The 23048-nt window shown below is 57.8% G+C and carries 20 protein-coding genes and 1 pseudogene; 8 read left to right on the top strand and 13 right to left on the bottom strand.

The window, feature by feature from the left end; genetic code table 11:
- Nucleotides 1–156 precede the first annotated feature (156 nt).
- From B7Y89_RS18295 to B7Y89_RS07685, 9 genes and pseudogenes are all read right to left on the bottom strand, one after another.
- Nucleotides 157–630: a DUF2326 domain-containing protein gene (locus tag B7Y89_RS18295; protein ID WP_366415890.1), complete on the bottom strand. Its 474-nt coding sequence runs from the start codon at nucleotides 628–630 to the stop codon at nucleotides 157–159.
- A gap of 157 nt (nucleotides 631–787) precedes the next feature.
- A pseudogene (locus B7Y89_RS18290) lies at nucleotides 788–847 on the bottom strand (hypothetical protein); the annotation flags it as partial.
- A 344-nt stretch (nucleotides 848–1191) separates the two neighbouring features.
- On the bottom strand, nucleotides 1192–1434 hold the full coding sequence (locus tag B7Y89_RS07715; protein WP_292937305.1) for a hypothetical protein: 243 nt from the start codon (nucleotides 1432–1434) through the stop codon (nucleotides 1192–1194).
- The gene (locus B7Y89_RS07710) at nucleotides 1427–2386 is read right to left on the bottom strand and encodes an SMEK domain-containing protein (protein ID WP_292937303.1); all 960 of its coding nucleotides are present in this window, start codon (nucleotides 2384–2386) and stop codon (nucleotides 1427–1429) included. The genes B7Y89_RS07715 and B7Y89_RS07710 overlap by 8 nt, the downstream gene beginning before the upstream one ends.
- Nucleotides 2387–2545: 159 nt before the next feature.
- Entirely contained in the window at nucleotides 2546–3415 is an 870-nt protein-coding gene (locus B7Y89_RS07705) for a hypothetical protein (protein WP_292937301.1), read from the bottom strand.
- 229 nt (nucleotides 3416–3644) lie between these two features.
- Nucleotides 3645–3836 carry a helix-turn-helix domain-containing protein gene (locus tag B7Y89_RS07700; RefSeq protein ID WP_292937299.1) on the bottom strand — a complete coding sequence of 64 codons (192 nt, stop codon included), beginning with the start codon at nucleotides 3834–3836 and terminating at the stop codon, nucleotides 3645–3647.
- A 111-nt stretch (nucleotides 3837–3947) separates the two neighbouring features.
- Complete coding sequence (locus tag B7Y89_RS07695; RefSeq protein ID WP_292937298.1) at nucleotides 3948–4697, bottom strand: hypothetical protein; 750 nt, start codon at nucleotides 4695–4697, stop codon at nucleotides 3948–3950.
- A gap of 204 nt (nucleotides 4698–4901) precedes the next feature.
- The gene (locus B7Y89_RS07690) at nucleotides 4902–6284 is read right to left on the bottom strand and encodes a site-specific integrase (RefSeq protein WP_292937297.1); all 1383 of its coding nucleotides are present in this window, start codon (nucleotides 6282–6284) and stop codon (nucleotides 4902–4904) included.
- Nucleotides 6285–6539: 255 nt separating this feature from the next.
- Nucleotides 6540–6800 (bottom strand): hypothetical protein, encoded by a 261-nt coding sequence (locus B7Y89_RS07685; protein ID WP_292937295.1) that lies wholly within the window; start codon nucleotides 6798–6800, stop codon nucleotides 6540–6542.
- A 588-nt stretch (nucleotides 6801–7388) separates the two neighbouring features.
- On the opposite strand from B7Y89_RS07685, the gene B7Y89_RS07680 reads away from it, so the two are divergent.
- The 6 genes from B7Y89_RS07680 to B7Y89_RS07655 are packed head-to-tail and all read left to right on the top strand — an operon-like array spanning nucleotide 7389 to nucleotide 17873.
- Nucleotides 7389–7748: a hypothetical protein gene (locus tag B7Y89_RS07680; protein WP_292937294.1), complete on the top strand. Its 360-nt coding sequence runs from the start codon at nucleotides 7389–7391 to the stop codon at nucleotides 7746–7748.
- The gene (locus B7Y89_RS07675) at nucleotides 7748–8482 is read left to right on the top strand and encodes a cellulose synthase operon protein YhjQ/BcsQ (RefSeq protein WP_292937292.1); all 735 of its coding nucleotides are present in this window, start codon (nucleotides 7748–7750) and stop codon (nucleotides 8480–8482) included. Before B7Y89_RS07680 ends, B7Y89_RS07675 begins: the two co-directional genes overlap by 1 nt.
- Nucleotides 8479–12915 (top strand): UDP-forming cellulose synthase catalytic subunit, encoded by a 4437-nt coding sequence (gene bcsA / locus B7Y89_RS07670; RefSeq protein ID WP_292937290.1) that lies wholly within the window; start codon nucleotides 8479–8481, stop codon nucleotides 12913–12915. Before B7Y89_RS07675 ends, bcsA begins: the two co-directional genes overlap by 4 nt.
- On the top strand, nucleotides 12912–16430 hold the full coding sequence (locus B7Y89_RS07665) for a cellulose biosynthesis protein BcsC (protein WP_292937288.1): 3519 nt from the start codon (nucleotides 12912–12914) through the stop codon (nucleotides 16428–16430). The genes bcsA and B7Y89_RS07665 overlap by 4 nt, the downstream gene beginning before the upstream one ends.
- 5 nt (nucleotides 16431–16435) lie before the next feature.
- The gene (locus tag B7Y89_RS07660) at nucleotides 16436–16876 is read left to right on the top strand and encodes a hypothetical protein (RefSeq protein WP_292937286.1); all 441 of its coding nucleotides are present in this window, start codon (nucleotides 16436–16438) and stop codon (nucleotides 16874–16876) included.
- Complete coding sequence (locus tag B7Y89_RS07655) at nucleotides 16866–17873, top strand: glycosyl hydrolase family 8 (protein ID WP_292937285.1); 1008 nt, start codon at nucleotides 16866–16868, stop codon at nucleotides 17871–17873. Before B7Y89_RS07660 ends, B7Y89_RS07655 begins: the two co-directional genes overlap by 11 nt.
- Nucleotides 17874–17883: 10 nt before the next feature.
- On the opposite strand, the gene B7Y89_RS07650 is transcribed toward B7Y89_RS07655, so the two are convergent.
- Nucleotides 17884–18048: a hypothetical protein gene (locus tag B7Y89_RS07650; protein WP_292937284.1), complete on the bottom strand. Its 165-nt coding sequence runs from the start codon at nucleotides 18046–18048 to the stop codon at nucleotides 17884–17886.
- Between the two features lie 2 nt (nucleotides 18049–18050).
- Nucleotides 18051–19073, bottom strand: coding sequence for a ribosome small subunit-dependent GTPase A (gene rsgA / locus B7Y89_RS07645; RefSeq protein ID WP_292937282.1), 1023 nt, complete (start codon nucleotides 19071–19073; stop codon nucleotides 18051–18053).
- A 229-nt stretch (nucleotides 19074–19302) separates the two neighbouring features.
- Between rsgA and B7Y89_RS07640 the strand changes: the two genes are divergently transcribed.
- Nucleotides 19303–19770: a GreA/GreB family elongation factor gene (locus B7Y89_RS07640; RefSeq protein WP_292937280.1), complete on the top strand. Its 468-nt coding sequence runs from the start codon at nucleotides 19303–19305 to the stop codon at nucleotides 19768–19770.
- A 13-nt stretch (nucleotides 19771–19783) separates the two neighbouring features.
- On the opposite strand, the gene B7Y89_RS07635 is transcribed toward B7Y89_RS07640, so the two are convergent.
- A complete protein-coding gene (locus tag B7Y89_RS07635) occupies nucleotides 19784–20245 on the bottom strand; it encodes a tRNA (cytidine(34)-2'-O)-methyltransferase (protein WP_292937278.1) in 462 nt (153 codons plus the stop codon).
- 155 nt (nucleotides 20246–20400) lie between these two features.
- Here B7Y89_RS07635 and B7Y89_RS07630 point away from each other — a divergent pair, with 155 nt between their 5' ends.
- Nucleotides 20401–21636, top strand: a complete 1236-nt coding sequence (locus B7Y89_RS07630) for a glycosyltransferase family 4 protein (protein WP_292937277.1) — start codon at nucleotides 20401–20403, stop codon at nucleotides 21634–21636.
- Between the two features lie 18 nt (nucleotides 21637–21654).
- On the opposite strand, the gene B7Y89_RS07625 is transcribed toward B7Y89_RS07630, so the two are convergent.
- On the bottom strand, nucleotides 21655–23048 hold a 1394-nt coding region (locus tag B7Y89_RS07625), incomplete at its 5' end, for a calcium-binding protein (protein WP_292937275.1).

Here is a 23048-nt window from a genome sequence, read left to right as displayed (position 1 = left end):
GTTTACGTTTAGAACCCCGATGTTCAGCATTTAAAAAGTTTGAAGTTGTAATTCGCCAAGCCGCTCATTGGGGTAGGCAAGCTGTCAGGCTGCACTCGACGCTGGAACGAGCATTCATGACGAGATTGGTCGTTGAAACAGCGTTTTTGGGTGCCTTCAACCTAGCTCTTGATAATGGGATCTCAAGAAGCGCTGGCTCTTTGTGAATGTTGCCACCACGCTCTGCTCGAGCTCGTAGAACCATGCCTCATCACGACAGTTCTCGAGGCGGTCAACATTAAGAGTGAGAATGTACTGCTGCTCATCGCCCCAAGGCGCCCTAGTAAGGACGTATTCCAGATTGCGCTGCAGCGTGTCGTCATCCACATCGAAGATGTTATCATGAACGAGCAGGCCAGGATGACGGGCTCGGGTGTAGTCATTCAACATCAGCGCCACGTCGTAGATGAAGACCTTCTCTCGCTCAACGCTGTGACTGCCGTCATCGTCAATGCGCAGAACAATCTCGACCACTTGTTTCTTATTGGTTACCCGAACCTCGAAGGATGCTTTTTTGTTTCCCTGAATAACCTGATGGATCGAGAGGATCGTCTTCTGGAAAGATCGCAGCCCTTCCGCTGCCGTAGACACGCTAGCCTGCAGAAGGAGCCGCTCGGCCTCAATTTCGCTCTTTTTCGTCTGGCGATCGATGAGAAGCTGATCGTAGCGACCAAAGAAACTCTTGAGCTGCCCAAGTTCATCGCTCTTCGCCTGAAACGACGCATAAGTTTGCCGAAGGTTTCGTAGCTCACCGTCTTGATTCAGCACCCCCAAGAGTTTGGCATATTGACGATCGAACTGCTGAAGCTGCCTGTTGATATCGCGGATTTCTACATCCAACACCTTCGTTTTCTCTTCAAGGAGGTGGCGCTGGAATTGTTCGATTTTAGCTTTGAAGGAGAGGACCTCTCTCAGTTCGCGGACGATACTGGTGCCGAGGCCTGATTTGAGCTGATCGTAGAAATCCTGAATTTCTTCCGCAGGAATTTCAGGTTCAACTGCGATAGGGGCGAGGCTCGATACGCGCCTGGCGAGCACCTCTTTCCGACGCCGTTATTCTTCGAACTTGTTTCGTCGCTTTCGCCGAGAATGATATTCACCCCGGGCTTGAATGCGATCGCTTTGAAGATTTCCGGATCTGTGTAGAGACGCTTAATCCGCATCAGATGCTACCAGATATGGCTCGTCGAATTCGACCAAGCCAACGGCATATAGAAATGTGATGCCGTAGAAGAATGAGTTTGATGAAAACCATGGCTTACGCTTGAAGTGATCCACCACGTCAAAGATGCTTACGCGGCCCTTGCCACTCGCCTTTATAAAACTCGCGATTTCGAAGCCGACGATGGGAGGGGATTTTGCCAACGCCTCGTCTTTCAGGAAGATGTTAGGCACTGATCGTAGCTTTGTTGGGAAAAACATTGCAGGCAATGAGCTGATTGATCAAATAATAGCGCACGGCACCTTCGTCGAAATCAGCTTCCCCTGTACCCATCATTCCCATTATCCGATCGCATAATGCCTGCAGAGCGACCTCGGGATCGCCTTTGAACTCCCTCAGAACCCGATCACTCCAGTTCCACAGATAAACTTGAAGCTTGCGGACACGAACGTGACCCAAGTCGGTGTGAACCTCGACTTCCTTGAGTGCCAGACCGTAAATCTCAAAGAGTTTCACATACTCTTGCTGAAGAAAATCTGCGTGGTTAGCAAACCGATCGCGAATTTTCCCTTCGGGGTCAGGATCTTCGCGGTTATCGCCCGCGTGTATGCCATCTTCTGATGCACTCAGCACCTCTATTAGGCGCATGAGTGTGCGAACTTCATTCGATTGGCGGGGCTCCGACAACCGGAGTTCTTTTCGAAGGAAATCCTGACAAGCTTGCAGCTTGTCCAAGTTCAAGCCGCCGATCTTCCGTAAGAGGTCTTCCACATCCCATACGTCATCTGAGATTGACATCGAGAATGTGCTTTGAGCACCTAGGGCCTGTTCTCGGTAGTTTTTCTTCGTTCCGATAATCAAAACGATTAGGCGATCATATTTGTTTTGCAGATTGGCTTTAATGAAGCCGTCAAAAGTGTGCCTGACCTTCGTAAAATCGGCAGTCGACGTAACTTGGATGGCAATACGAATTGCCTCATCGCCGAGGTCAATCGCTCGGGCATTCTTCTCGGCTATGTTGATGTTGATGAGATCGTAGTCCAGCGCCAGATTGAGAAGGTCGCGGAAAAAAATTTCCGCGTGCACATTTAAATCTTGAAGATTCAATGAATTGGATGCTTCGACGGACATGCGCAGGTGTGAAAGGTAATACGTCACGATCCCCAGCAGTTTGGCCCGGTTCATCGTCTCCGCTCATCCCTCAAATCGTTTCCTCTGGTTAGCGCGCGCCTATGATTCTGGGCAAGGAAAATCGAGCCTAACGCAGCTGCGGTTGAATTTGTTTTGCCTGTCTTGGGTGACCAGCCGGGAGCATAGATATTAGTTGCTCGGTTGCGGGCGTGCTCAACCGGCGGCTAGCCACTGTGAATATGGTAGCGCCCGGCCACATGCTTCCTGAAGCCGGTGGCGATACTTGGCGGGGAGCGTCTTGCCCGTCTTGAACCGGCTGAGTGTCGCCTCAGGGATTCCTGCATCCTTCGCCAAAATCTTGGCGGCGCCGATTGCGGTGATTGCATCGCGGACCCAATCCCGAAGTTCGGAAATTGGGGTCATCGTGGAATCATCATGCTGAGAGGGTGAAATTCCAGAGACAGGAGAGAGCCGTGGAACGGGGGAAGACTGGTTGATTAGATAGGGTGCAATAATCGCACCGCTGGAATCGGTCGAAACACCAGCAATTTCCGCTTCCAGCGTTGCAGTAATCGCATCGTGAAATTTCATGTGCGGTGCAGTCATTGCAACGGATTTCATGTCTGGCGTTGCGGTTACTGCATCGCCGAATTTCATCGGGGTTTTTGTTTTTGCTCGCCCGAATTGCTTCTTGGCACCAGAGGTCGGTCGCCATGCTTGGTATTCGTGCGTGGCGAATTCAGTACGTTTGCCTTCCCCTGTAGACACAAACGTGATGCGATAAGTTCGGGCCTTCGCTTGGCCGTGGTCGGCGCCAGACGTGCATTCGATGAAGCCAAACTGCATCAGTTCTGCCAAGGCCTGCCCGTTGGCCGCGTGGTTTTGATTTCCGAGGGCTTTTCCGATTTGCTTCACCGATATTGCGAGGGTGCCGTTGTTCCAACCATTGTGATGAAACAGAAGGACAAGCAGGATAGAGCGGGCCCGCATGGAAGCGTGCCGCCACGCAACACTTTCCATCACCGCACGCGGCAACATGATGAAGTTCCCGCGGTGGTCTGCTTTTTGTGGCCCGTTCGCCATTATCCCGCCTCAGGATCTGCGAAAACGAGATAGGGCAAATGGCGAGCATCGGCCTGCGCAAGCGCCCAATCGCGAGCAACGGCTACATGGTCGAACAACTCGCGATCTACCGTACGATCGCGGCCACGGATTGAGACGCGCCAAAGCGTGCAACCAGCAACTTCCAGCCGATCTAACCGGACGCCAAACCAATCGGCTGGTATGGGCGGTAGGGTAAAGGTCTCCACCGTTAGGCGGCCTGGCTGGTGCTATTGCGCTTGCGGCTTTCGATCCATTCGTCAAGATCGCGGGGATCATAACGAACGCTGCGGCCCAATTTTACATACGGAGGACCATCCCCACGAACGCGAGCACGCGCCATGCTGCCGGGGTGCCATCCGATGCGAGCGGCGGCTGTTTCGCTGTCTAAGAGTTCGGTCATTGCGTCACCTAGTTGTGATTGGTGACGATTAGTTATCTTGGGTTTTTTGGCAGGGATTGGGGGGAAAGATTGAAGTTGGTCCCGCGCAGCTAGCAGCTACTTAGAGTTTCGCTATGAGTCTAGCGGCGGGCCTTCGTCCTCTAAATCGTTCCAGAGACAGGAAAAACGTTCAACGTAGCGTTGAACTTCCTTGCGTTCGGGAAGCTGGTCACAGTGCAATTGCCGCATGTAATCATTTATGAATTGCCGGATTGGACCAGCCCCTTGATTGAGAATGTCCGGGTTGCGCGCCGCTTCGACGGTAAGCGCAACCTTCACTTCATCCCACTTCCACTGCGTAGGTGCCCCGTGCTTTCTGCGGCCATCAATTGCAGTTGAGACAGCCCCCCACGCCTGCCAGCCGGGATCTTCGGCAAGGGCAAGAAGTTGAGCTTTCGGGAAGTGAATGCCGTATGCGATCTGCGAAAGAGAGACACGCTCATTCTGCAAGTCAGTGGAGTATCGGTCGCGCAAGCGGTACGGGAGTTCGCTGGCTGTCATCTCTGTGATGTGGCCAAGGTTTCCGACCGCAAATTCTGCTTTAGCATTAGCCCCTATCGCCATGCCTATTCGCCAAAAATCGCACGGAATTGAGGTGAAATGTTCAGGTTGAACTTGAAATGCCGAAAGATCAGGACGGTCAATTCGAACGCACGACTCTCGATATTCAGAGACATAGCCAGCCAGACCGCTTTGATCACCGTGCAACGCCACACCGATGAGGAATTTCCGAACGGTTAGTGGCGTGGCGGTCGTGTGCATTTGCCGCACGGCTTCAAAAGCATCGCTTAGAGAAATGTCGATTTCTGGGTCGAAGCCCAAAGGGCCCCTGTCATCCGAATATATCAAGTCCGGTCCGCTCCGGTCCGCCGTAAGTTAGGGGCAGGGAGAGCGGAATTCCCCCGGTTCGGCCGGCCAGCCTAGCCCCCGGAATGATCTACCGCGCGCCGATGGTATTTGCCAACGGCGGCGCGGTGATCGATCCACAGACTATGTCCGTGAAATCTGCCGGGGCTCCCGTTTTCTTCAGGCTGCGCCCGCAGAAACTTTGGGGAATGCGATCACATTGTTAGGCTCTACAGGTGTCACCAGATTGTCGAGGTGCTGAGCCCACTTGCCCAGCGCTTCTCGCTTTTCCGGTGCCCAATCGTATCGTTGATAAACGGCTGAAATGCCCGAACGGCTGGCACCCGACACATGGTTCAAGGTCGCTTCGGTCACTTCGAACCTTACGCCTAGCCGCTGAAAGCCCGTTGCCAGTGTGCGCCGTGCGTCATGTATGCGCCAAGGTGCTATGGTGATTGGGGCCACGCCTTCACAGGCTTCTGCTGCGCCATCAGCTTGGGTCTTTAGTATAGCCGCATCAAGGCAGGCTTTTGCGCGGCTGTAGCCCTTCACATGCGTTGCGCCGCCATCAGTCGAAAACAGGAAACCAGAGCGCGGCCACTTCCCTTCCTGCCCTGCCAGCCGGTCAAGGATGGTCAAAACGGAATCTGCCAACGGGACGAGATGCGCTTTGCCATTTTTCGTTCGGTGACTTGGCAATGTCCACGAGGCAGTCGCCCGATCAAATTCTGACCAATCGGCCCCCGCACATTCTTCGCGCCGTTGGCCTGTCATGAAGAGCAAGAGATACCATGTCCTCAGTGGGTCGTTCAGCATGCCGATCGCGCGAAGGATAAGGGGCAGCTCTTCGTCACTGAGAACGCGGTCTCGGCTTTCCACGGCTTCGGGCTGGTCCATTGTGGCAATCGGACTGGCTTCGATGTCCCGCCGCTTGATCGCCCAATTCATCAGAATACGAACGGTTGCGAAAACATTGCGGCGTACGGCTGGCTGCGATGCTGGAATGCCGTCTAGGACATTGATCAAATCGGCGGTGGTAATCTGAGGTAGGGGTTTGTCCTTCAGCACTGGCACCGCATGGCCACGAAGGCTTTGCGCATATGATTCCTTGGTTCGGTCGCTCATCTTGCTCGGCAAGCCCTTGATAAACGCGTCCACGTAAGCAGAGAACGCCAACTCTTTCAGCAAACGGTCCGCTTCGATCTGAGCGGCCAGTGCTTTTGCCTCATCAGCCTCCTTGGCGCGCTTTGCCTCAATAGGGCAGTTACCGCGCACGACTTCGGCCCGAAGAATTTCTGCTTCCTTGCGCGCCCGATCAGGCGTCCATTCACCATGACGCCCGATTGTATAGCGCTTCAGCTTTCCGGCTCGGCCACCAATGCGATATTGGAAAATATATGTCTTGGTTCCCGATGGCATCGCCAAGAGGCCAAAGCCCTTTGTTTGCGCATCCCAGAGTATGGCCTGTTTGCCCTCCTTGGGCACGGTAAAGGCGTCAACGGTTCGTTTCGAGATGGCGGTAGGCTTTCTATCGCTTGCCGGTTCTTTTGCTTCGATGGTCACTGCCCTGCCCTTACACGCACGCTACATGCACGCTACATGCACGCTACATGCACGAGATGGTCATCAGACGCAATCAGCAGTTATTTGAGGTTATGCAGAAGCCCATATATTCTGGAGTTTCGCAATCAGACTGCCCAGCCCGCCTAGTTTCGCCATCTAATTTGTAATCAGGGGGCCAGGGGTTCGAATCCTCTAGCCGGCACCATGTCTCCCCCCCCCGTTCCGTTGATGCGCTGAACGCCTCAAACGCTGTATCTAGTCTTCTGGCCGGGTGCGAAGCGCGATGATCCGGCCGATGGGGTCGCTATTGCCTTTTGGTGATGGGAGAAATTTCGGCGCTGGTGTGGCTTTTGTGACGGCGGGCGCGGAGCGGGTGCGCAGCTTTATTTTTGCCTCGGGCGACACACCATCCAAGAAGTTGGGCGTAATCTGCCCACCGCGTTCCGTACGCTTGAACGGCGCTTCCTGGCTTTCTGCCTGCGTGGGACTGACAAGCACCAAGGCTGTAAACAACACTGGGGCAAGGCGGGAGCCTGAATGCATCAGGCACAGATAGCATGTTCTATATACCTTTAGTACTATTTATCAGATAACTATAAGCAAATTGAGCCGACGATGGCATTGCAAGCCTGTTTTGCGGGTTGATCGGCCACGCGGCAACAAACGACATCCGTGCAACACATTCGAGATGTAGTCTGGCCTGAAATCACGGCGCGGCACCGACGCTTGTCAAAGGGACAGAATTCGTCGCGCCACCCCTTCACCGCCCAAAACTTTAATAATTTTTTTCGTGCGAAACGATCTCAAGCAAAAATTTGCGGATAAAAATTTACAGCTTTCCGTTGGCAATCGCGTGTTGCCTGAAAAATGCAGTAACTGCCAAAGCTGCAAGCGCCCTTCGCTTAAACTCCTGTTTTTATTAACCTAATTTCTAAGGCTTTAGCCACCTCCGGCGGGAAGTCGAACAGTTCAGACTCTCCAGAATTCGCCAGTTTTCCATCAGAAACTCGCGCCGCAACTGCTCTGGTCCGCCGCTGATACATTTTGGATTTGTTAACCAATTTATGTGAGCTATTACGGCATTCTACTAAGGGCAGATACTCGATGCGTGCTGATGTAAAGACCCTCTTTGACCGTCTTGGCAAAACCGACTTCCAGTATCGCGACTTTGGTGATCGCTTCACCGAGGCGGAAGCTTGGCCCGTCTTTGAAGCAATATTGCGCGATCCACGCGTCCAGCAAACGGTCATTGGCAACGTGGTGGTACCCGCGCGTGAACCCGAACCGGAAGTTCGTGTGCAATCGCCTGCTGCACAAAATGCGTTGCCACTGGGCGCTGCGCTTTCACGCAAATACGGTGGACAGCCGCCCCATACCAACGCGCGCACCGAAACACATGAACCACAAGATGTGCGCAGCTTGCTCGCCCGCATTTCAACGGCCGTCAGCAAGGGGACCATCTGATGCCACTGGTGCTGGTGCAAGGCCTGAGGGGCGGCGTGGGAACGACAAGTGTCGTTGCAAACCTGGCCATCGGGCTCGCGCAAGCGGGCCTTCCGGTGACCGTATTGGATATGGCCGCGCGGAGCACAATGGCTCTGCATTTCGGGCTGGAACCGACTGATCGACTTCCGGCACTGGACACTGCACAATCAAACGATCTGGTTGTGCACGGCGTCACGTTGCGCGATGCCTACACAATCGCAGACCGCGGCGATTTGACGTACGGTCTGGCCGCAGGTGAAATCAATTTTGCCGAGGACATGCTGATGATCGCCGATGTCGGATCAGCAGACATGAGCCTGTTTGAGCAACTGCGCCCATACGCAGCACTGTACATTCTGGTGCTGGCGCCATCGGGCGAATGTCTGGTGGGCCTGCCCGAAGCGTTGGACGCCGCCGGGCCAAACACGCGTTTTGTGCTGAACAAGGCGGACGACACGCGCAAATTGGCGCGCCACGCAGCGGTCTTCGTGCGCGAATTGTTGGGCGACAAACTCCTTGCCACCATTCGTAGCGATGAAGCCGTTGCCGAATCTGCGGCGATGATCCACCCCTTGGTTCGCCACGCGCCCGTCAGTGCCGCGCTTCATGATATCAACACGTTGGGCGAATTGGTCGCTGGCATGGTGCCGCTGGCCCACGCTGCCAGCGCTGTTGCGCACGAACCACCGCGTCGAACCAGCCAGGCTGCATGAACGGATTGTTAAAACGCGCACAAACGGTGCTGTCACTGGCTGCGTTGGCATTCGCCGCAGTCGTTGTGATTGGCGTGCCGCTCGACCTCACCCAGCAATGGCTGATGGCCGGTGGCACGATCGTTGGTACGATCATGTTGAGCCGCACAAGATCACGCAAGATGATCCTGACGCTCGGCATTCTGGCGATTTTGACGTCGACGCGCTACATGTTCTGGCGCACCACGCAGACGCTGTCATTCAACACCCTGCCTGAATTCGTGTTCGGAACCGGGCTGTATCTGGCCGAACTTTACGCATGGGTGCTGCTGCTGCTGGGCTTTTTGCAAACCAGTTGGCCGCTGGAACGCCCCGTCGTCGAGATTGAGGGCGAACCGGACACCTGGCCCACCGTTGATGTCTATGTCCCGACGTACAACGAAAGTTTGGATATCGTCCGGAACACCGTCTACGCGGCGATGGACATGGATTACCCGGCCGATCGCTTCCGGGTTTACATTCTGGATGACGGTCGACGCGCGGATTTCCGCGCTTTTGCGCGTGAAGCGGGCTGCGGATATATCACGCGGGATAACAACCTTCACGCCAAGGCAGGCAATCTCAACGCAGCGATGAAGCAGACCGATGGCGAATTGATCGCCATTTTTGACTGTGATCACGTGCCGGTCCGCTCGTTCCTGCAATTGAGCGTGGGCTGGTTCCAAAAGGATCCGGCGCTGGCGTTGATGCAAACGCCGCACTTCTTCTATTCGCCCGATCCGGTGCAACGTAATATCGCCTCGGCACGCCACATGCCGGGCGAAGGCGACTTGTTCTACAACCCGGTACAAGACGGCAACGACTTGTGGAACGCCACGTTTTTCTGCGGCAGTTGCGCGGTCATCCGGGCAGAAGCTTTGGCGCAAACCAACGGCTTTGCCGGTGAAACCGTCACCGAAGATGCCCACACCGCGCTCAAGCTTCAGCGTATGGGGTGGAACACCGCCTATATCTCCACGCGTCTTTCGGCGGGCTTGGCCACCGAACGTCTGGTCGTTCACATCGGGCAGCGCATCCGCTGGGCTCGCGGGATGACGCAGATCATGCGGATCGATAATCCGCTTATGGGCAAGGGTCTCAAGTGGCAGCAGCGGCTTTGCTATCTGAACGCGATGCTGCACTTTCAGTTCCCGCTGCCGCGCATCGTATTTTTGACCAGCCCGCTGGCTTACCTGATCTTCGGCCAGAACATCATCCAGGCCTCGGCAACATTGATCTTCGCTTATGCGATGCCTCACCTGTTTTGTTCGCAAGTCGCTGCAGAGCGCCAGCAATCTGGCTGGCGGCGGCCATTTTGGGGCGAAATTTACGAAACGGTTCTGGCGTTCCATCTGGTGGCGCCAACTGTCATGACGTGGTTCCAGCCGCGCAAAGGCAAGTTCAACGTCACCGACAAGGGCGAATTGCTCGACAAGACGTTCTTCGATTGGGCCATCGTCAAGCCGCACATGATCACGATTGGCCTGATCTTGGGCGGCGTGCTCCTTGCTGTGTCCAAGTACCTGTTTTTTCAAAGCTACTTCAACGTCCAGCTAGATACGCTCGCGCTGAATCTGGCGTGGGCCCTGTTCAGTCTGGTCTTGCTGACAACAGCGGTTTCTGTCGCGCGTGAATCCCGTCAGGCGCGCAAGGAAATCCGCGTTGACGCAGCTTTGCCGGTGACCGTCCACTTCGCGTCAGGCCATGTCGCCAATGGCGTTACGACCGACATTTCGATGGGCGGCGCGGCCATTCGCATTCCGGCAAACGCAGCGCCAGCTGACACAGTGACGCGCCACATCGTGCTGTCTGCCGGGACCGAGAATTTGGCAATCCCGGTCGATCAGATCCGCCGCAAAGGTGATATGATCGCGGTGCAATTCCATAAGCTTGAACACGTGGCTGCGCGGCAGATTGTGCGCGTGGTCATGGGGCGTGCCGATGCATGGCAGCGCAGTTACGCGCCAGAGCGTGTTTCAGGCCTACGTTCGTTCTGGGACATTATTTTGATTGATATCTTGACCATCAAGCGCGCACTCGGCCTGAATTTCAATGAACGCAAAGCCGAAAAGGCGATGCAGATTGCGCAAACGCCACCAGTTCAAAAGCCTTCTGCCCCAGCTTCATCTGGAACGTCCAAACTGCTGAAGGCTGCAGGTCTGGCCTTTGGCCTCTTCGCTCTTGGCTATGCCTTGGCACCGCAGTTCGTTTTGGCAGCACCTGTAACAGGCCCGGTAGCAGCCCTGCTTGCAGATCCCGCAACTGCGGCTGCAACCCCATCAGACCAACGCACAGAACGCCTGACATTCAAAGACTTGCGCATTCGCAATGCGATCCGCTTGCAAGGCACGCGCGGCGAAATCAGCATCCCGTTCGGGGTGCGGCAGGATCAAGTGGTGAGCGCTGCCTCAATCACATTGCAGACCGCGTGGTCCCCTGCATTGCTGAGTGATCGCAGCCAGTTGGTGATCATCGTCAACGGCGAAGTGGTGCAAGTTGTCCAGCTTCTGCCGCAAAATTCTGGCGGCCAGATCATCACCGTACCGGTCAACCCTGCGCTGTTTCTACCCGGTGACAACCAGTTGAACTTGCGCCTGATCGGCCATTATGCGCGCGATTGCGAAGACCCGTTCCACAGCCTGCTCTGGGCCAATATCAGCAATACGCGGTCCTGGCTGGATCTGACACTGCAACCGCTGCCCAACACTCCCGACCTTGCCCGCCTGCCCTCTCCGTTCTTCGAGAAGGGCATCAACACCGCACTGAAAGTGCCATTCGTATTCCCCGGCCAGCCCCATCACGGCGAACTTGAAGCCGCCGCCTCCATAGCATCGTGGCTCGGCAGCCTTGCCAGCTATCGCGGCTATGCTTTCAAGCCGTCGTTCGGTGCCATCCCCACCGGTAACGCGGTGGTGTTCCTGAACCGCGGCGATGCCATGCCCGAACTCGGCCTTGCGGTTACCGGGCCGTCGGCTGCGGTGATCGTCAATCCCACCGACCGTTTTGGCAAATTGCTGGTCATCATGGGCCGCGATGATATCGAATTGCGATTGGCCGCGGCGGCCATCGCCACGGGCAAAGGTGTGTTTGGCGGCGCACGGATGAGCTTTGACGGCGCACGCATCCCCAGTTGGCCGCGCTATGGCGCGCCCCGCTGGCTTTCAACCGATCGCGCGATCAAAGTCGGTGAACTCGTTGAACCCTACGCGTTACAGGGCATGGGCCTGCCGCCCGGCCCATTGACCGTGCGCTTTCGCGTTGCGCCCGACTTGTTCTTCTGGCCGCGTCAAGGCGGCGAGATCGATCTGCAGTATCGCTATCCCGTGGCCAATTGGCTTGACCGTGACGCATCGCGGTTGGACGTATCGTTGAATGGCCAATACCTGAAATCGCTGCCCGTCACCGGAAGCTGGTGGAGCGGACTGTTCGGCAAAGCCGGGGTGAACAGCGCCGATAATACATCCAGCGTGGTCTTACCGCGCTACAGCCTGTTCGGCCAAAACGAATTGGTGTTCGATTACAATCTGATCGTCGCCAACAAATCTAAATGCACCGGCATGCTGCCTGAAAACGTGCGCGTTGCGGTTTTGCCGGAATCCAGAATTGATCTGACGGCGGCCTATCACGGCATCGAAATGCCTGATCTGGCACCGTTCGCAAGCGCGGGGTATCCGTTCACGATCCGCCCGGACCTTGCCGAAACAACCGTGATCATGGCGAGCGATCCATCGGCCGCAGCCATTGAAGCCTTCCTGACATTGATGGGCCGTTTTGGAGATTCCACAGGCGTGGCGACTACCGGCATCACCATCACGGACCGCGCCGACGCATCCCGCCTTGAAGATCAGGACATTCTGATGATCGGCAGCACCGCGCTTGCCGGGACAGAAGGGCTGTTTGCCCAAGCCCCGTTGCGTTATGAAGGTGACGCCCTGCAGGTCGCGCAAAAAAGCCCGATGCAATATGTCGGCGCGCTCCTCAGCAATCGTCCCCAGGCTGAAACGTCTGAAATTGAAAGCATCGTGCGCAGCGCGCGGGGCTTTTCTGGCATCGTCAGCTTCCGCTCACCCCATGGCAAGGACCGCACGGTGGTTGCGCTTTTGGCCGAAGATACGGCTGAACTGCCCAAACTGGTGGATGGCATGGCCGACGCCAAGATCAACGCACAAATCCAGGGTGATCTTGCGGTTGTTTCGGGCGAAGGAATGGTCAGCTTTGCCGTTGGACCAACGTATTGGGTCGGTTCGCTCCCGGTCTGGATGAAGGTCGCCTACTGGTTCAGCCAGCGTCCGTTCCTGATGGCCTTGTCCACACTGCTCCTCGCTATGGGGCTTACCGGCCCTGCTTTCCTCTTCTTCCGCCGTCAGGCCCGCGCCCGACTGGCTGCCATTGGCGATAAAGGTGAACCGAAATGACGCGCAAATCTGAACTTTTGCAGCGTAGCCTCGTCATGTGCCTTGTTGGCACCATGGCCCAACCGGGCACTGCAGCGGCCGAGGTACCCGGCGTCAAAGCCTTGCTTGAGCAAGCCAAGTATTGGCGATCAAAAGGCCGTAACGACCTTGCCGATCAGGCATTGCGCCGCGCGCGCGCGCTTGATCCCAAAAGCGCGGAGGCAAAGCCGGTAGCGCCAAAACCCGCCCCCAAACCCTTGCCCAAGCCCGCATTCGGCCAAGCGCAAGCGCCTGTTGCCACAGCACGTGTCTTGCGTGCGTCCCCCCCGGCCCCGAAACGCCGAGCCGAAGCCCGCCGTGCCAAACCGACACCAGCGTCAACCGCTGGAACAGCCCGCGTCGCCGGCTTTTCAGCCTTGGACGCAGGAGATATCGACACCGCTGCAGACCGCTTTGAACACGCGCTCGCATCAAATCGCAACGATGGTGATGCATTGGGCGGATTGGGCATCGTGCGGTTGCGCCAAAGCCGCTTTTCCGAAGCACGCGACCTTCTTGAACGCGCTTCGAAGCAGCCCGGCGCGGCACGCTGGGCCGAAGCATTGACCACGTCGCGCTTCTTTGCCGCTGTCGAAGACGCCCGTCGTGCGCTGAACAGCGGCTTGAAGGACAAGGCGCAAGCCATGGCCGAAGACGCTGTGCGGATGAATTACGCACAGCCGCAACCCGCGCTCGAACTTTTGGCTGAAATCTACGAACAACAAGGGCGGTTTGCCGATGCTGCTGATCTTTACAGCCAGGCCGGTGATGGCGGGGCGGCCAATGAAACACGCTTGCGCAGCCGCGCTGCCCGTGGCCGCGCTCTTGCCGCTGCGGCGCAAGGCGATGATTACATGGCCGAACAAGAATTCCACAACGGATTGATGATCGACAGCAACGATCCATGGATTCGCTACGAATTTGCGCGCTTCATGATCCGCAAAGGCAGGCGCGTCGAAGCGGAATCACTGATCGCTTCGCTGTCCCAATCCACGTCGACAGATTCGGTTTACGCAGCGGCTCTGGTCCATCAGGATCTGGGCAATGCGCTCGCGGCCTCGGCACTGATTGATCGCATCCCTGAAGGTCAGCGCACAAATGCGATGCGCAGCTTTGCCATCGGCATCAAGACCGAAAGCGCCATTCAGCGGGCAAAAGCGATGGCCGATGTTGGACAAAAGGCAGGCGCAATTTCGGCCTTGCGGCAGATCGGTGCCATGTCTGCCCTGCCCGCTGCCCGTCGGGCGCAAGTGGCGGACGCCTTGTTCGATCTGAATGACACTGCGGCTGCTTCCAGCATGGCCGCCAACGCGCTGAACGGTGAAATCACCGATCTGGCAGGATATGATGCGGTTGTCCGCGTTCTGGCCAAAACCGGTCGTGAAGATCTGGCGCGCGCGGCTTTGCAGAAGGCATCAGCATTGGGCAACAACTCGCCTGAAGGGCAGCGGGCCGTGGCCAGAATGTCCGCCGGACTTGCTGTTTCGCAGGCTGAGCGGCTGCGTATTGCCGGACAATTTGCCCCTGCCTTTGACTTGTTGCAGGCGGCTTGGAATTCCGCGCCCGATGACGTCGAAGTCCTCTCGGCCGTTGCGCGTCTTTACCAAAGCGGCAAAATGCCTGCCCGTGCGGCGCAATCATTTCAACTGGTGCTTGCGCGCCAGCCGCGCGACCGTGGCGCCTTGCTTGGTCTGGCGGAAACGGCCCAAGCCGCAGGCGACCGCAATCTGTCCGAGCGCGCCAGCGTTAAGGCGCTTGAAGCATGGCCTGAAGATTATCAGGTACGCCTGAGTTTGGCGCGCCTTGCCGAACAGCGCGGCGATAAGAGCGCGTCGGTCCGGCTGCTGAAACAAGCCCGTGCGCTTTACAGCCAGCAATATGGTGCTGGTCCAACCGTGCCTCCGGGCGGCAATCCGTTCTCGGCCAGCAATCTTTCCACCGATGGGAATCCTTTCCGCGCGCAATCCATGACAGCACCGGCGCGGATCAATCCCTTCGCCTTGGGCAACGGCACGCAGCTTCCCTTGGTTGGCGTGGCCAGTTATGATCCGCCTGCCATGGTTGCATCCCAACGCGTGGCATCGGACGGATGGGACAACTCCCCGGCCGCACCAACCCGTTCGCAAAATGGATGGGATAACGCAGCTTCAACGCGGTCACAAAACGGTTGGGACAACCCTGCCCCTGCACGTTCACAAAGCGGCTGGGACAATCCCGCCCCAACCCCGAACCGGTCGCAAAATGAATTTGGCGCAGCACCGTACCAGCCCATGCCGTCACCATTCCCCGGTAGCAGCGGTGGCTATGGTGCAATGCCGATGGGCGGGCCGGTTGACCCGGTGATGTCCGGTATTGAAGCAGACATCCGCGCCCTGACCAAAAGCTCCGGCCCACGCGTTGATTTGCAAACTTCCTATCGCCAACGCAAAGGCGAAACCGGCCTCAGCGCCTTCAGCGAAATCAAAGGCACCGCTGAAATTTCCACCGGCCTTTTGGGTGGCCGCGTCAAGGTGCGCGCAGAAGGGGTGATGATTGATGGCGGACGCCCTGAAGGCTCCGGCCTTGCGCGCTTCGGGCGCAATGCAACCATCGAAGCGCAATCCATCGTCGCCAAAGTGCCATCACCACTGGTGCAAGCCGTCACACAACAGGCGTCCGGTGTCGCGTTGTCGGCAGGCTATGAAAGCGATCTTGTGCAAGCCGAAGTCGGCACCACCCCGCTGAACATGGGGCGCACCAAACTTGCCTTCCGCGCGGCGCTAACCCCGCGCTTCACGCCGAATTTGACGGCGAAAGTATGGGTTGAACGCAAGCCGGTTACGGATTCCATCATTTCCTATGCCGGAACGCGCGATCCCGTTTCGGGGGAACGCTGGGGCCAGGTCATGCGCACCGGTGGCGGCGTTTCAGGATCGTATGATCAGGATGGCAACGGCGTTTACGGTGAAGTGGCCTATAGCCGCTATCGCGGCCGGATTGTCCCGAGCAACTCGTCCATCGAAGCAAACGTCGGCGGCTATCTGCGTCTGGTCAAGGGCGAACATTCGCAACTGACCGGCGGCATCAACGCCAATTACCAGACTTACGATAACAACCAGAACTACTTCACTTATGGTCACGGCGGCTACTTCAGCCCGCAAAACTTCGTCAGCATCGGTTTCCCGATCAATTACACGCTGGCCACCGACAAGCTTGATGTAAAAGCCAGCATTACACCGGGTTTCCAAAGCTTCAAACAAGAAGACACCGCGCTCTATCCGTCCGAACCCGGTTTGCAGGCGCAATTGGACGCGCTCAAAGCGCTGAACACCGATGTACGGTCGCGTTATGACAGCCTCAGCCGCACCGGCTTTGCCATTTCGGCGGGCGGTTCGGCCTACTATCGCATATCGCCCTCTACCGAAATTGGTGGAAACACCTCGTTCAATACATTCGGTAATTTTGATGAATTCCGCTCGACCATCGGCATTCGCCAGTCGATTGGCGGAACGAAATAACGCCAATGCCGCTTACCGCCACGTCCTCTTCTTTAAGCGTGCCCGGCGTTCCCATTTTGCTGGCGCAAATAGTGGCAGAGCTTTCAGACGTGGCACCAGTGCCGCAGATCGAAAGCTTTGTCTTCGCACTGGGTCAGCGGTTGGCAACACGGGTTTATCTGAACGATGCCGCCAGCCTTGCCGAACTGGAAGATCAGGTGAACTTCTTGTGGCGCGAACTGGGCATCGGGCGGTCGCGCATGGCTGCTGATGCAACCGCAATCGTGGTTCACCATGATCCCGGCCATCTGCCCGACGACGTTATCGAAGCGCAAGCGCGCCCCTACCTTGCCGAACTGGTGCGCGGAACATTCGATGCCTGTTTCAGGCGGCTGGGCAGCAGCGACAAAACGCAGACGACCGCAAAATGGGTCAAGCAGATGATCGAGATCCGACATGGCAGTTAACCGCCGAAACTTTGGGCTTGGCCTCGTGTCTGTCCTGACCGTTGCTTGCGCCAAAGTCCCTGAAAGCAATGCCAGAACAGGCGATGGCTTCTGGGCGCAATTTCGTGAACGCTTCATCCTGCCCTCAGGCCGCGTGATCGACAATGGCAATGGCAACATCAGCCACAGCGAAGGGCAAGGCTATGGCATGCTGTTGGCTGCCATCAACAGCGACGAGGCCACGTTTGATGCTTTGGCGGGCTGGACCGAAGATACGCTTGGCCGCGATGACATGCCCCTGCATGCATGGCGATACGATCCGCGCGAGGCCAATCCGATACCTGACCGCAACAACGCCACCGACGGTGATATCCTGATTGCGTGGGCACTGTCGCTTGGCGCGAAGAAATGGCGCAATAACAGCTACGCCGCGCGGTCAAAGGCCATCCGTCAGGCGATCCGTTCACGCCTGATCGTCCAGCGCAATGGTCAACAATTGCTCCTGCCGGGTCTGGTCGGCTTTGTTGAAGCCGAACGCGTGGTCATCAACCCGTCTTATTACATCTGGCCGGCGCTTGATCATTTCCGGGCCATCGATGGCGCAGCGGCATGGGCGGCTGTGATCAATGACGGCATGGCCATCATGTCGCGGGCGCGCTTTGGCGCACACGGTCTTCCGGCGGACTGGCTCCAAGTGGACCCGACCGGAACGTGGATGCCGGCGATAGACAAGCCCGCGCGCTTCGGCTTTGATGCCATCCGCATCCCGCTCTATGCCGTGGCAGGGCGCCGCAAAACCTTGTCGGCACCGGTCATCGCATGGTGGCAATCGGTGGCTGCATCAGGTCAGCAGATCCCGGCGTGGATTGATCTGCAATCGGGACAAGTCGCGCCCTATGGCCTGTCAGCCGGTGGCGATGCAATCAAGGGGCTCGCCCTTGGCCAACCACAGCCAGAAGTTTTGGCAGGCGATTACTACGCCGCCGTGCTGCAACTGTTTGCGCGCTACGTGAAGTAGGCAAAACGCCCTACTTCGCAGGCCCGGCCTTCTTGGCCTTGTGTTCGGCCAGCAGCGTATCAAGCTCTTCAATGCGCAACCGTTCGGGCGTGCCCTTGGGCAGGCCCTTCAGGCGGCACGCCGCCCACAGGCTTTTGCGCTCAGCTTCCAGCGCTTTGAGATAAAGGTCGGCCATCGTTACTTCCTTTTTCCGGATTTGACTGCGCGGCCCCGCCGCTCTGCCATAGTGCCGGTATTGTCCTGATCTTCGTTCGATAGCTTGCGCCAACGCCCTAATCGCGCAACATCAAGCGATCCTTGCGCAATTGCAGCGCGCACCGCACATCCCGGTTCGGCTTCGTGGGTGCAATTGGTAAAGCGGCATTCCAGCGTCAGCGCTACGATATCATCGAACACTTCGGCAAGGCCGGTGGCCGCATCCGACAACTGGAATTCACGCATTCCCGGCGTGTCCATCAGCCACCCGCCCTGATCAAGCCGGTGCATCTGGCGCACGGTTGTGGTGTGGCGGCCCTTCCCGTCCTGTTCGCGCACGGCCTGCGTCAGGATGCTGTCAGACCCGCGCATCGTGTTGACAAGCGTCGATTTTCCAACGCCCGATGAGCCAAGCAGCGCAACCGTCTCCCCCCTGCCGCAGCGCGCGGTCAAATGCGCCACACTCGCCGGATCGCGCGCATTCACCGCCTCGACGGCAAGGCCGGATTGAAGACGATGTGCCCGGTCAATATAGCTTTGCAGATTGTCGGTCAGATCGATCTTGGTCAGCACCAGAACCGGCCGCACTGCCACTTCACGGCACAGCACCAGATAGCGTTCAAGCCGGGGAATGCTGAAATCCTGATTGCACGACGCAACGATGAACAGCGTGTCGACATTGGCGGCGATCAACTGCAAACGCCGGTCATCGCCGGGCGCAGGCCGCTTGAACAGGTTTACGCGCTTCAGCACGCGTTGCGGCTCAAGCGTTTCTCGGTCAATCAGCAGCCAGTCACCCACAGTCGGACGATCCTCCTCGCCATGGGACACCGGCAATCGCGAGGAAATTTGCGCTTCGATGCCATCGCCCGCCACCGCAATTTCCCCGCGATGGACCGCCATGACGCGCACCGGCTGGCAAGTTGCCGCATCTTCCGGCGTCACTTGCGCGCTGAAGAACGGCGTCCAGCCAAGGTCTGCAAGATGGGTTTCAGGCTCAATCATAACGGGTTGGCAGGGGCTTTCATGAATACATGATCACGCAATAGCATTGATCCCGCCCACAAGCACGTGGCAGCGCCCATGGCAATGGCGCAGGACCGGTTTGCGGTCTTATGTGTTACATTGTCCGGCGGGGCGCTGGAGTCAGTTCGCTGGTCTGAAAAGCAAATCAACCTTGCATCCTACATGCGAACGGTCGAACTGGCCTTTCGTCTCAATGGAGTTGCCAAAAATGAGTGTCGCGTTTCGCCGTGAGGGCGATGACGAACATATGGAGCCGAAGTTCGAGCTGCCGATTCCACCGGGACCAAACCTGGTCACCGCGCGCGGATTGGCGCAAATCCGCAGCCGGCTGGTCGAACTCGAAGCACAATTGCCCGGCATTTCCGATGAGGAAGCGGTCAAAAAGGCGCGGCGCGAATTGCGCTATTGGGGCACGCGGCAATCAACCGCACAACTGGTGGACCGGCCCGATGGCAGCGTGGTCGCATTCGGCACAACCGTGACGATACGCCATGGCGGCAAGCTACGCGAAATAACCATCGTGGGCGATGACGAGGCTGATCCGGCAAACGGCCTGATCTCGTTTTCTGCGCCGCTCAGCCGCGCGGTACTGGATGCCGAAATTGGCGAACTGGTCGACTTTGCGGGCAAAACCGAAGCGATCAAGATCGTCAAGATCTGCGTGCGGGACGAATAGCGCAACCGAAACGCTATATACCGCCAGACGGCAAGCTTCCGGTTTGCCGCAAGGCTTCCCCCAGCGCGAGGGCGGTCGCGGTGGCAAGGTTCATCGACCGCACTTGGGGCCGGATCGGCAGGCACACGCGCGCATGGCATGCCTCTGCAACCGCTGCGGGAACACCTGCGCTTTCTTTGCCGAACAGCAGTACATCATTGGCGTCATATTCAAACTCATAAGCAGACTGTTTGCCCTTGGTGGTGAACAGCACCAGCCTTTGCGTACCGATGCTGTCCTGAAATGCCTGAAAATTGGCATGACGGGTGACGCTTACGTGGTCGATATAATCCATGGCCGTCCGGCGGACCCGGCGGTCGTCCCAATCGAATCCCAGTGGTTCGATCAAATCGACAGCCGCCCCCATGCACGCGCCAAGACGCAAGACGGCACCGACATTTCCGGGGATTTCAGGTTCAAACAGGGCAATGCGCATGGGTGCTGATTGGCGCGGGCTGGCGTTTCTGGCAAGCCCCTGACGCGTTTGGCCAGCAAACCCCATACCAATCCGGGGGAAACGCGGGTTCCCATTCTGCGGCCATCCTATACGATAGAACACGCAATCGCGGCCCTTCACGGATAAGTGCAAAAATGACCAAGCAGCCGACCACCATTCTATTTGTGCATCAGAACATGCCCGGACAGTTCCGGCATCTGGCGGCAGAGCTTGCGAAAAATCCGGCCTATCGCGTGGTTTTCCTCACCCTCCGCGAAGGCGTGACAATGCCCAACATCGTGACCGCGCGCTATGCCTTGCCAGAAGCGCCGCCCCCGCCCGCCGAGCCGCTTGTCAGGTCAATCGCCCAATCGGCGCATTTTGGGTCCGCTGTCGCCAAAGCGGCTGTCGACATGACCAAAAAGAACATCGTCCCGGATCTGATCATTGCCCACCCCGGCTGGGGTGAAGCGCTGTTTTTGCGCGATGCCTGGCCCAAGGCCAAGATCGTGACTTACGCCGAATACTATTATCAGGCCTATGATGGCGACATCGGGTTTGACCCCCTGTTTCCGCGTACGTTGCAGGGCGTTTGCAATGCGCGGATCATGAACGCCAACCTGCTGCTCAGCCATGAAGCGGCAGACGCCATGATCAGCCCCACCCACTGGCAAAAAAGCCGCCATCCGCAGTTTCTGCAAGACAAGACGACGGTCATCTTTGACGGGATCGATACGGAACGCGCCGCCCCGCGCGCCGATGCCAGTTTCACCCTTGGCAACGGCCAAGTGCTCACCGCCAAGGACGAGGTCATCACCTATGTGGCCCGCAACCTTGAGCCGCACCGCGGCTTTCACGTCTTTGTCGAGGCATTGCCCAAACTGCTCGCCGCGCGGCCCAATGCGCGGATCATTGTCGTGGGCGGAGATGAACGAAGCTACAGCCCGCCCCCGCGTGGCGGCCACGATAGCTGGCGTAGCGCGCTGATGAACGGGGTCGATCTGGGCCAAGCGGCGGATCGGGTCCATTTCGTGGGCAAGCTGTCCTATGCCGATTATCTGTCGCTGCTCCAGATTTCGGGCGCGCATTTGTACCTGACGTACCCCTTCGTACTGTCGTGGAGTTGCCTTGAAGCGATGTCGGCAGGCTGTGCAATCGTGGCGTCCGATACCGCGCCGGTTGCCGAGGTCATCACGCACGAACAAAACGGCCTTCTTGTCCCGTTTTTCGACAGTTCAGCCTTGGTGGCCAGCGTCTGCAGAATCCTTGATGATCCGGCACTCAGCCAAAAGCTGCGGCAATCCGCAAGGCAAACAGCGATTTCCCGCTACAACCTCGCAGACTGCCTGAAGCAGCAATTGGCATTTGTGAACAGTGTCTTGGCTACGTAACCTCGCGTTTTATCGAGGTTAGATGCTGTTCACCGTCAGCCTTGCAATCTCCGTCGTCAGCGTTCCATCACTGTAAAACACCTGGTCTGCACCAACTGTTTGCGAGAATGATCCAGCCGCAACCGACCAAGTGTCTCCGGCATCGAAGGACAGATCAAGGTGCGAACTGTTACCTTGCCCAACCAGTTGCTGGATGAAGCTCGCATCGATAACCAGGTTCGCGTCTGTGCCGGTGGACCGGAAATCAAGCGTTTCGATCTGGCTCATTTCGTTCAACAGATCGCCTTCGGTCACCACGCCGCTGTTTTCAGCCAGAGCGACCGTATCTGATCCTGCCCCCCCGAAAATCGTCCAGTTGTTGCCAAGCGCCAGCGTGAAACTGTCATTACCGGCAGAGCCGATGACGTTCTCAATTCCCGTCATCGTATCGCCCGCAGCGTCCCCGCTCGTCCCGCTGCCTGTCGCCGCAAGGTTCAGAGTGATGGCGCTGGCTGATGCAGAATAATCCGCAGTGTCGGTGCCAATCCCGCCGGTCAACACGTCAGCGCCCGCCCCGCCGATCAGCGTGTCATCACCATCGCCGCCGCTCAACACGTTGTCATTGGCGTTGCCATAAAGCATGTCGGCCTGCGTTGAACCGATCATGTTCTCAATGCTGGTAAGCACATCGCCTGCCGCATCGCCGCCAGTGCCCGCCGGGCCATCAAGATAGGCGGTGACCGCGCTGGCCGAGGCCGAATAGTCAGCCGTATCGGTCCCGTTGCCACCGGTCAGCGTATCTGCACCAGCGCCGCCCACCAGCGTATCATCGCCATCGCCGCCGCTGATCGCGTTGGCGCTGCCGTTGCCGTAAAGCGCATCGGCCTGCGTGGAACCGATCAGGTTTTCAACGCCGGATATCACATCGCCCGCCGCATCGCCGCCGGTGCCCGCAGCGCCGTTCAGATACGCCGTAACCGCGCTGCCGGAAGCCGAATAATCCACCGTGTCCGTGCCGATGCCGCCCGTCAGAGTATCCGCGCCTGCGCCGCCTGCCAGCGTGTCGTTGCCGTCGCCGCCGTCGATAACGTTGGCGCTGCCATCGCCGTACAGCGTATCTGCGTGGGCCGAACCCGTCAGGTTTTCCAACGTCGCGTAAACATCGCCCAGCGCATCGCCGGTGTTCAGCGCGGTGTTGCCAAGGCTGGCCGTCAGGCCCGCAGAAGCAGTGCTATACGACACAGTATCGCTGCCCGCACCGCCGGTCAGCGTATCTGCACCAGCACCACCCACCAGCGTATCGTCACCATCGCCGCCAGTCAGCGCATTGGCAATGCCATCGCCCACCAGCGTATCGGATTGCGCCGTGCCGATCAGGTTCTCGATTGCAGAAAGCACATCGCCCGCAGCATCGCCGCCCATGCCCGCAGCGC

The sequence above is a fragment of the Novosphingobium sp. 32-60-15 genome (assembly GCF_002280675.1).
GTDB lineage: Bacteria > Pseudomonadota > Alphaproteobacteria > Sphingomonadales > Sphingomonadaceae > Novosphingobium.
This window is presented reverse-complemented; position numbering and strand designations above follow the sequence as displayed.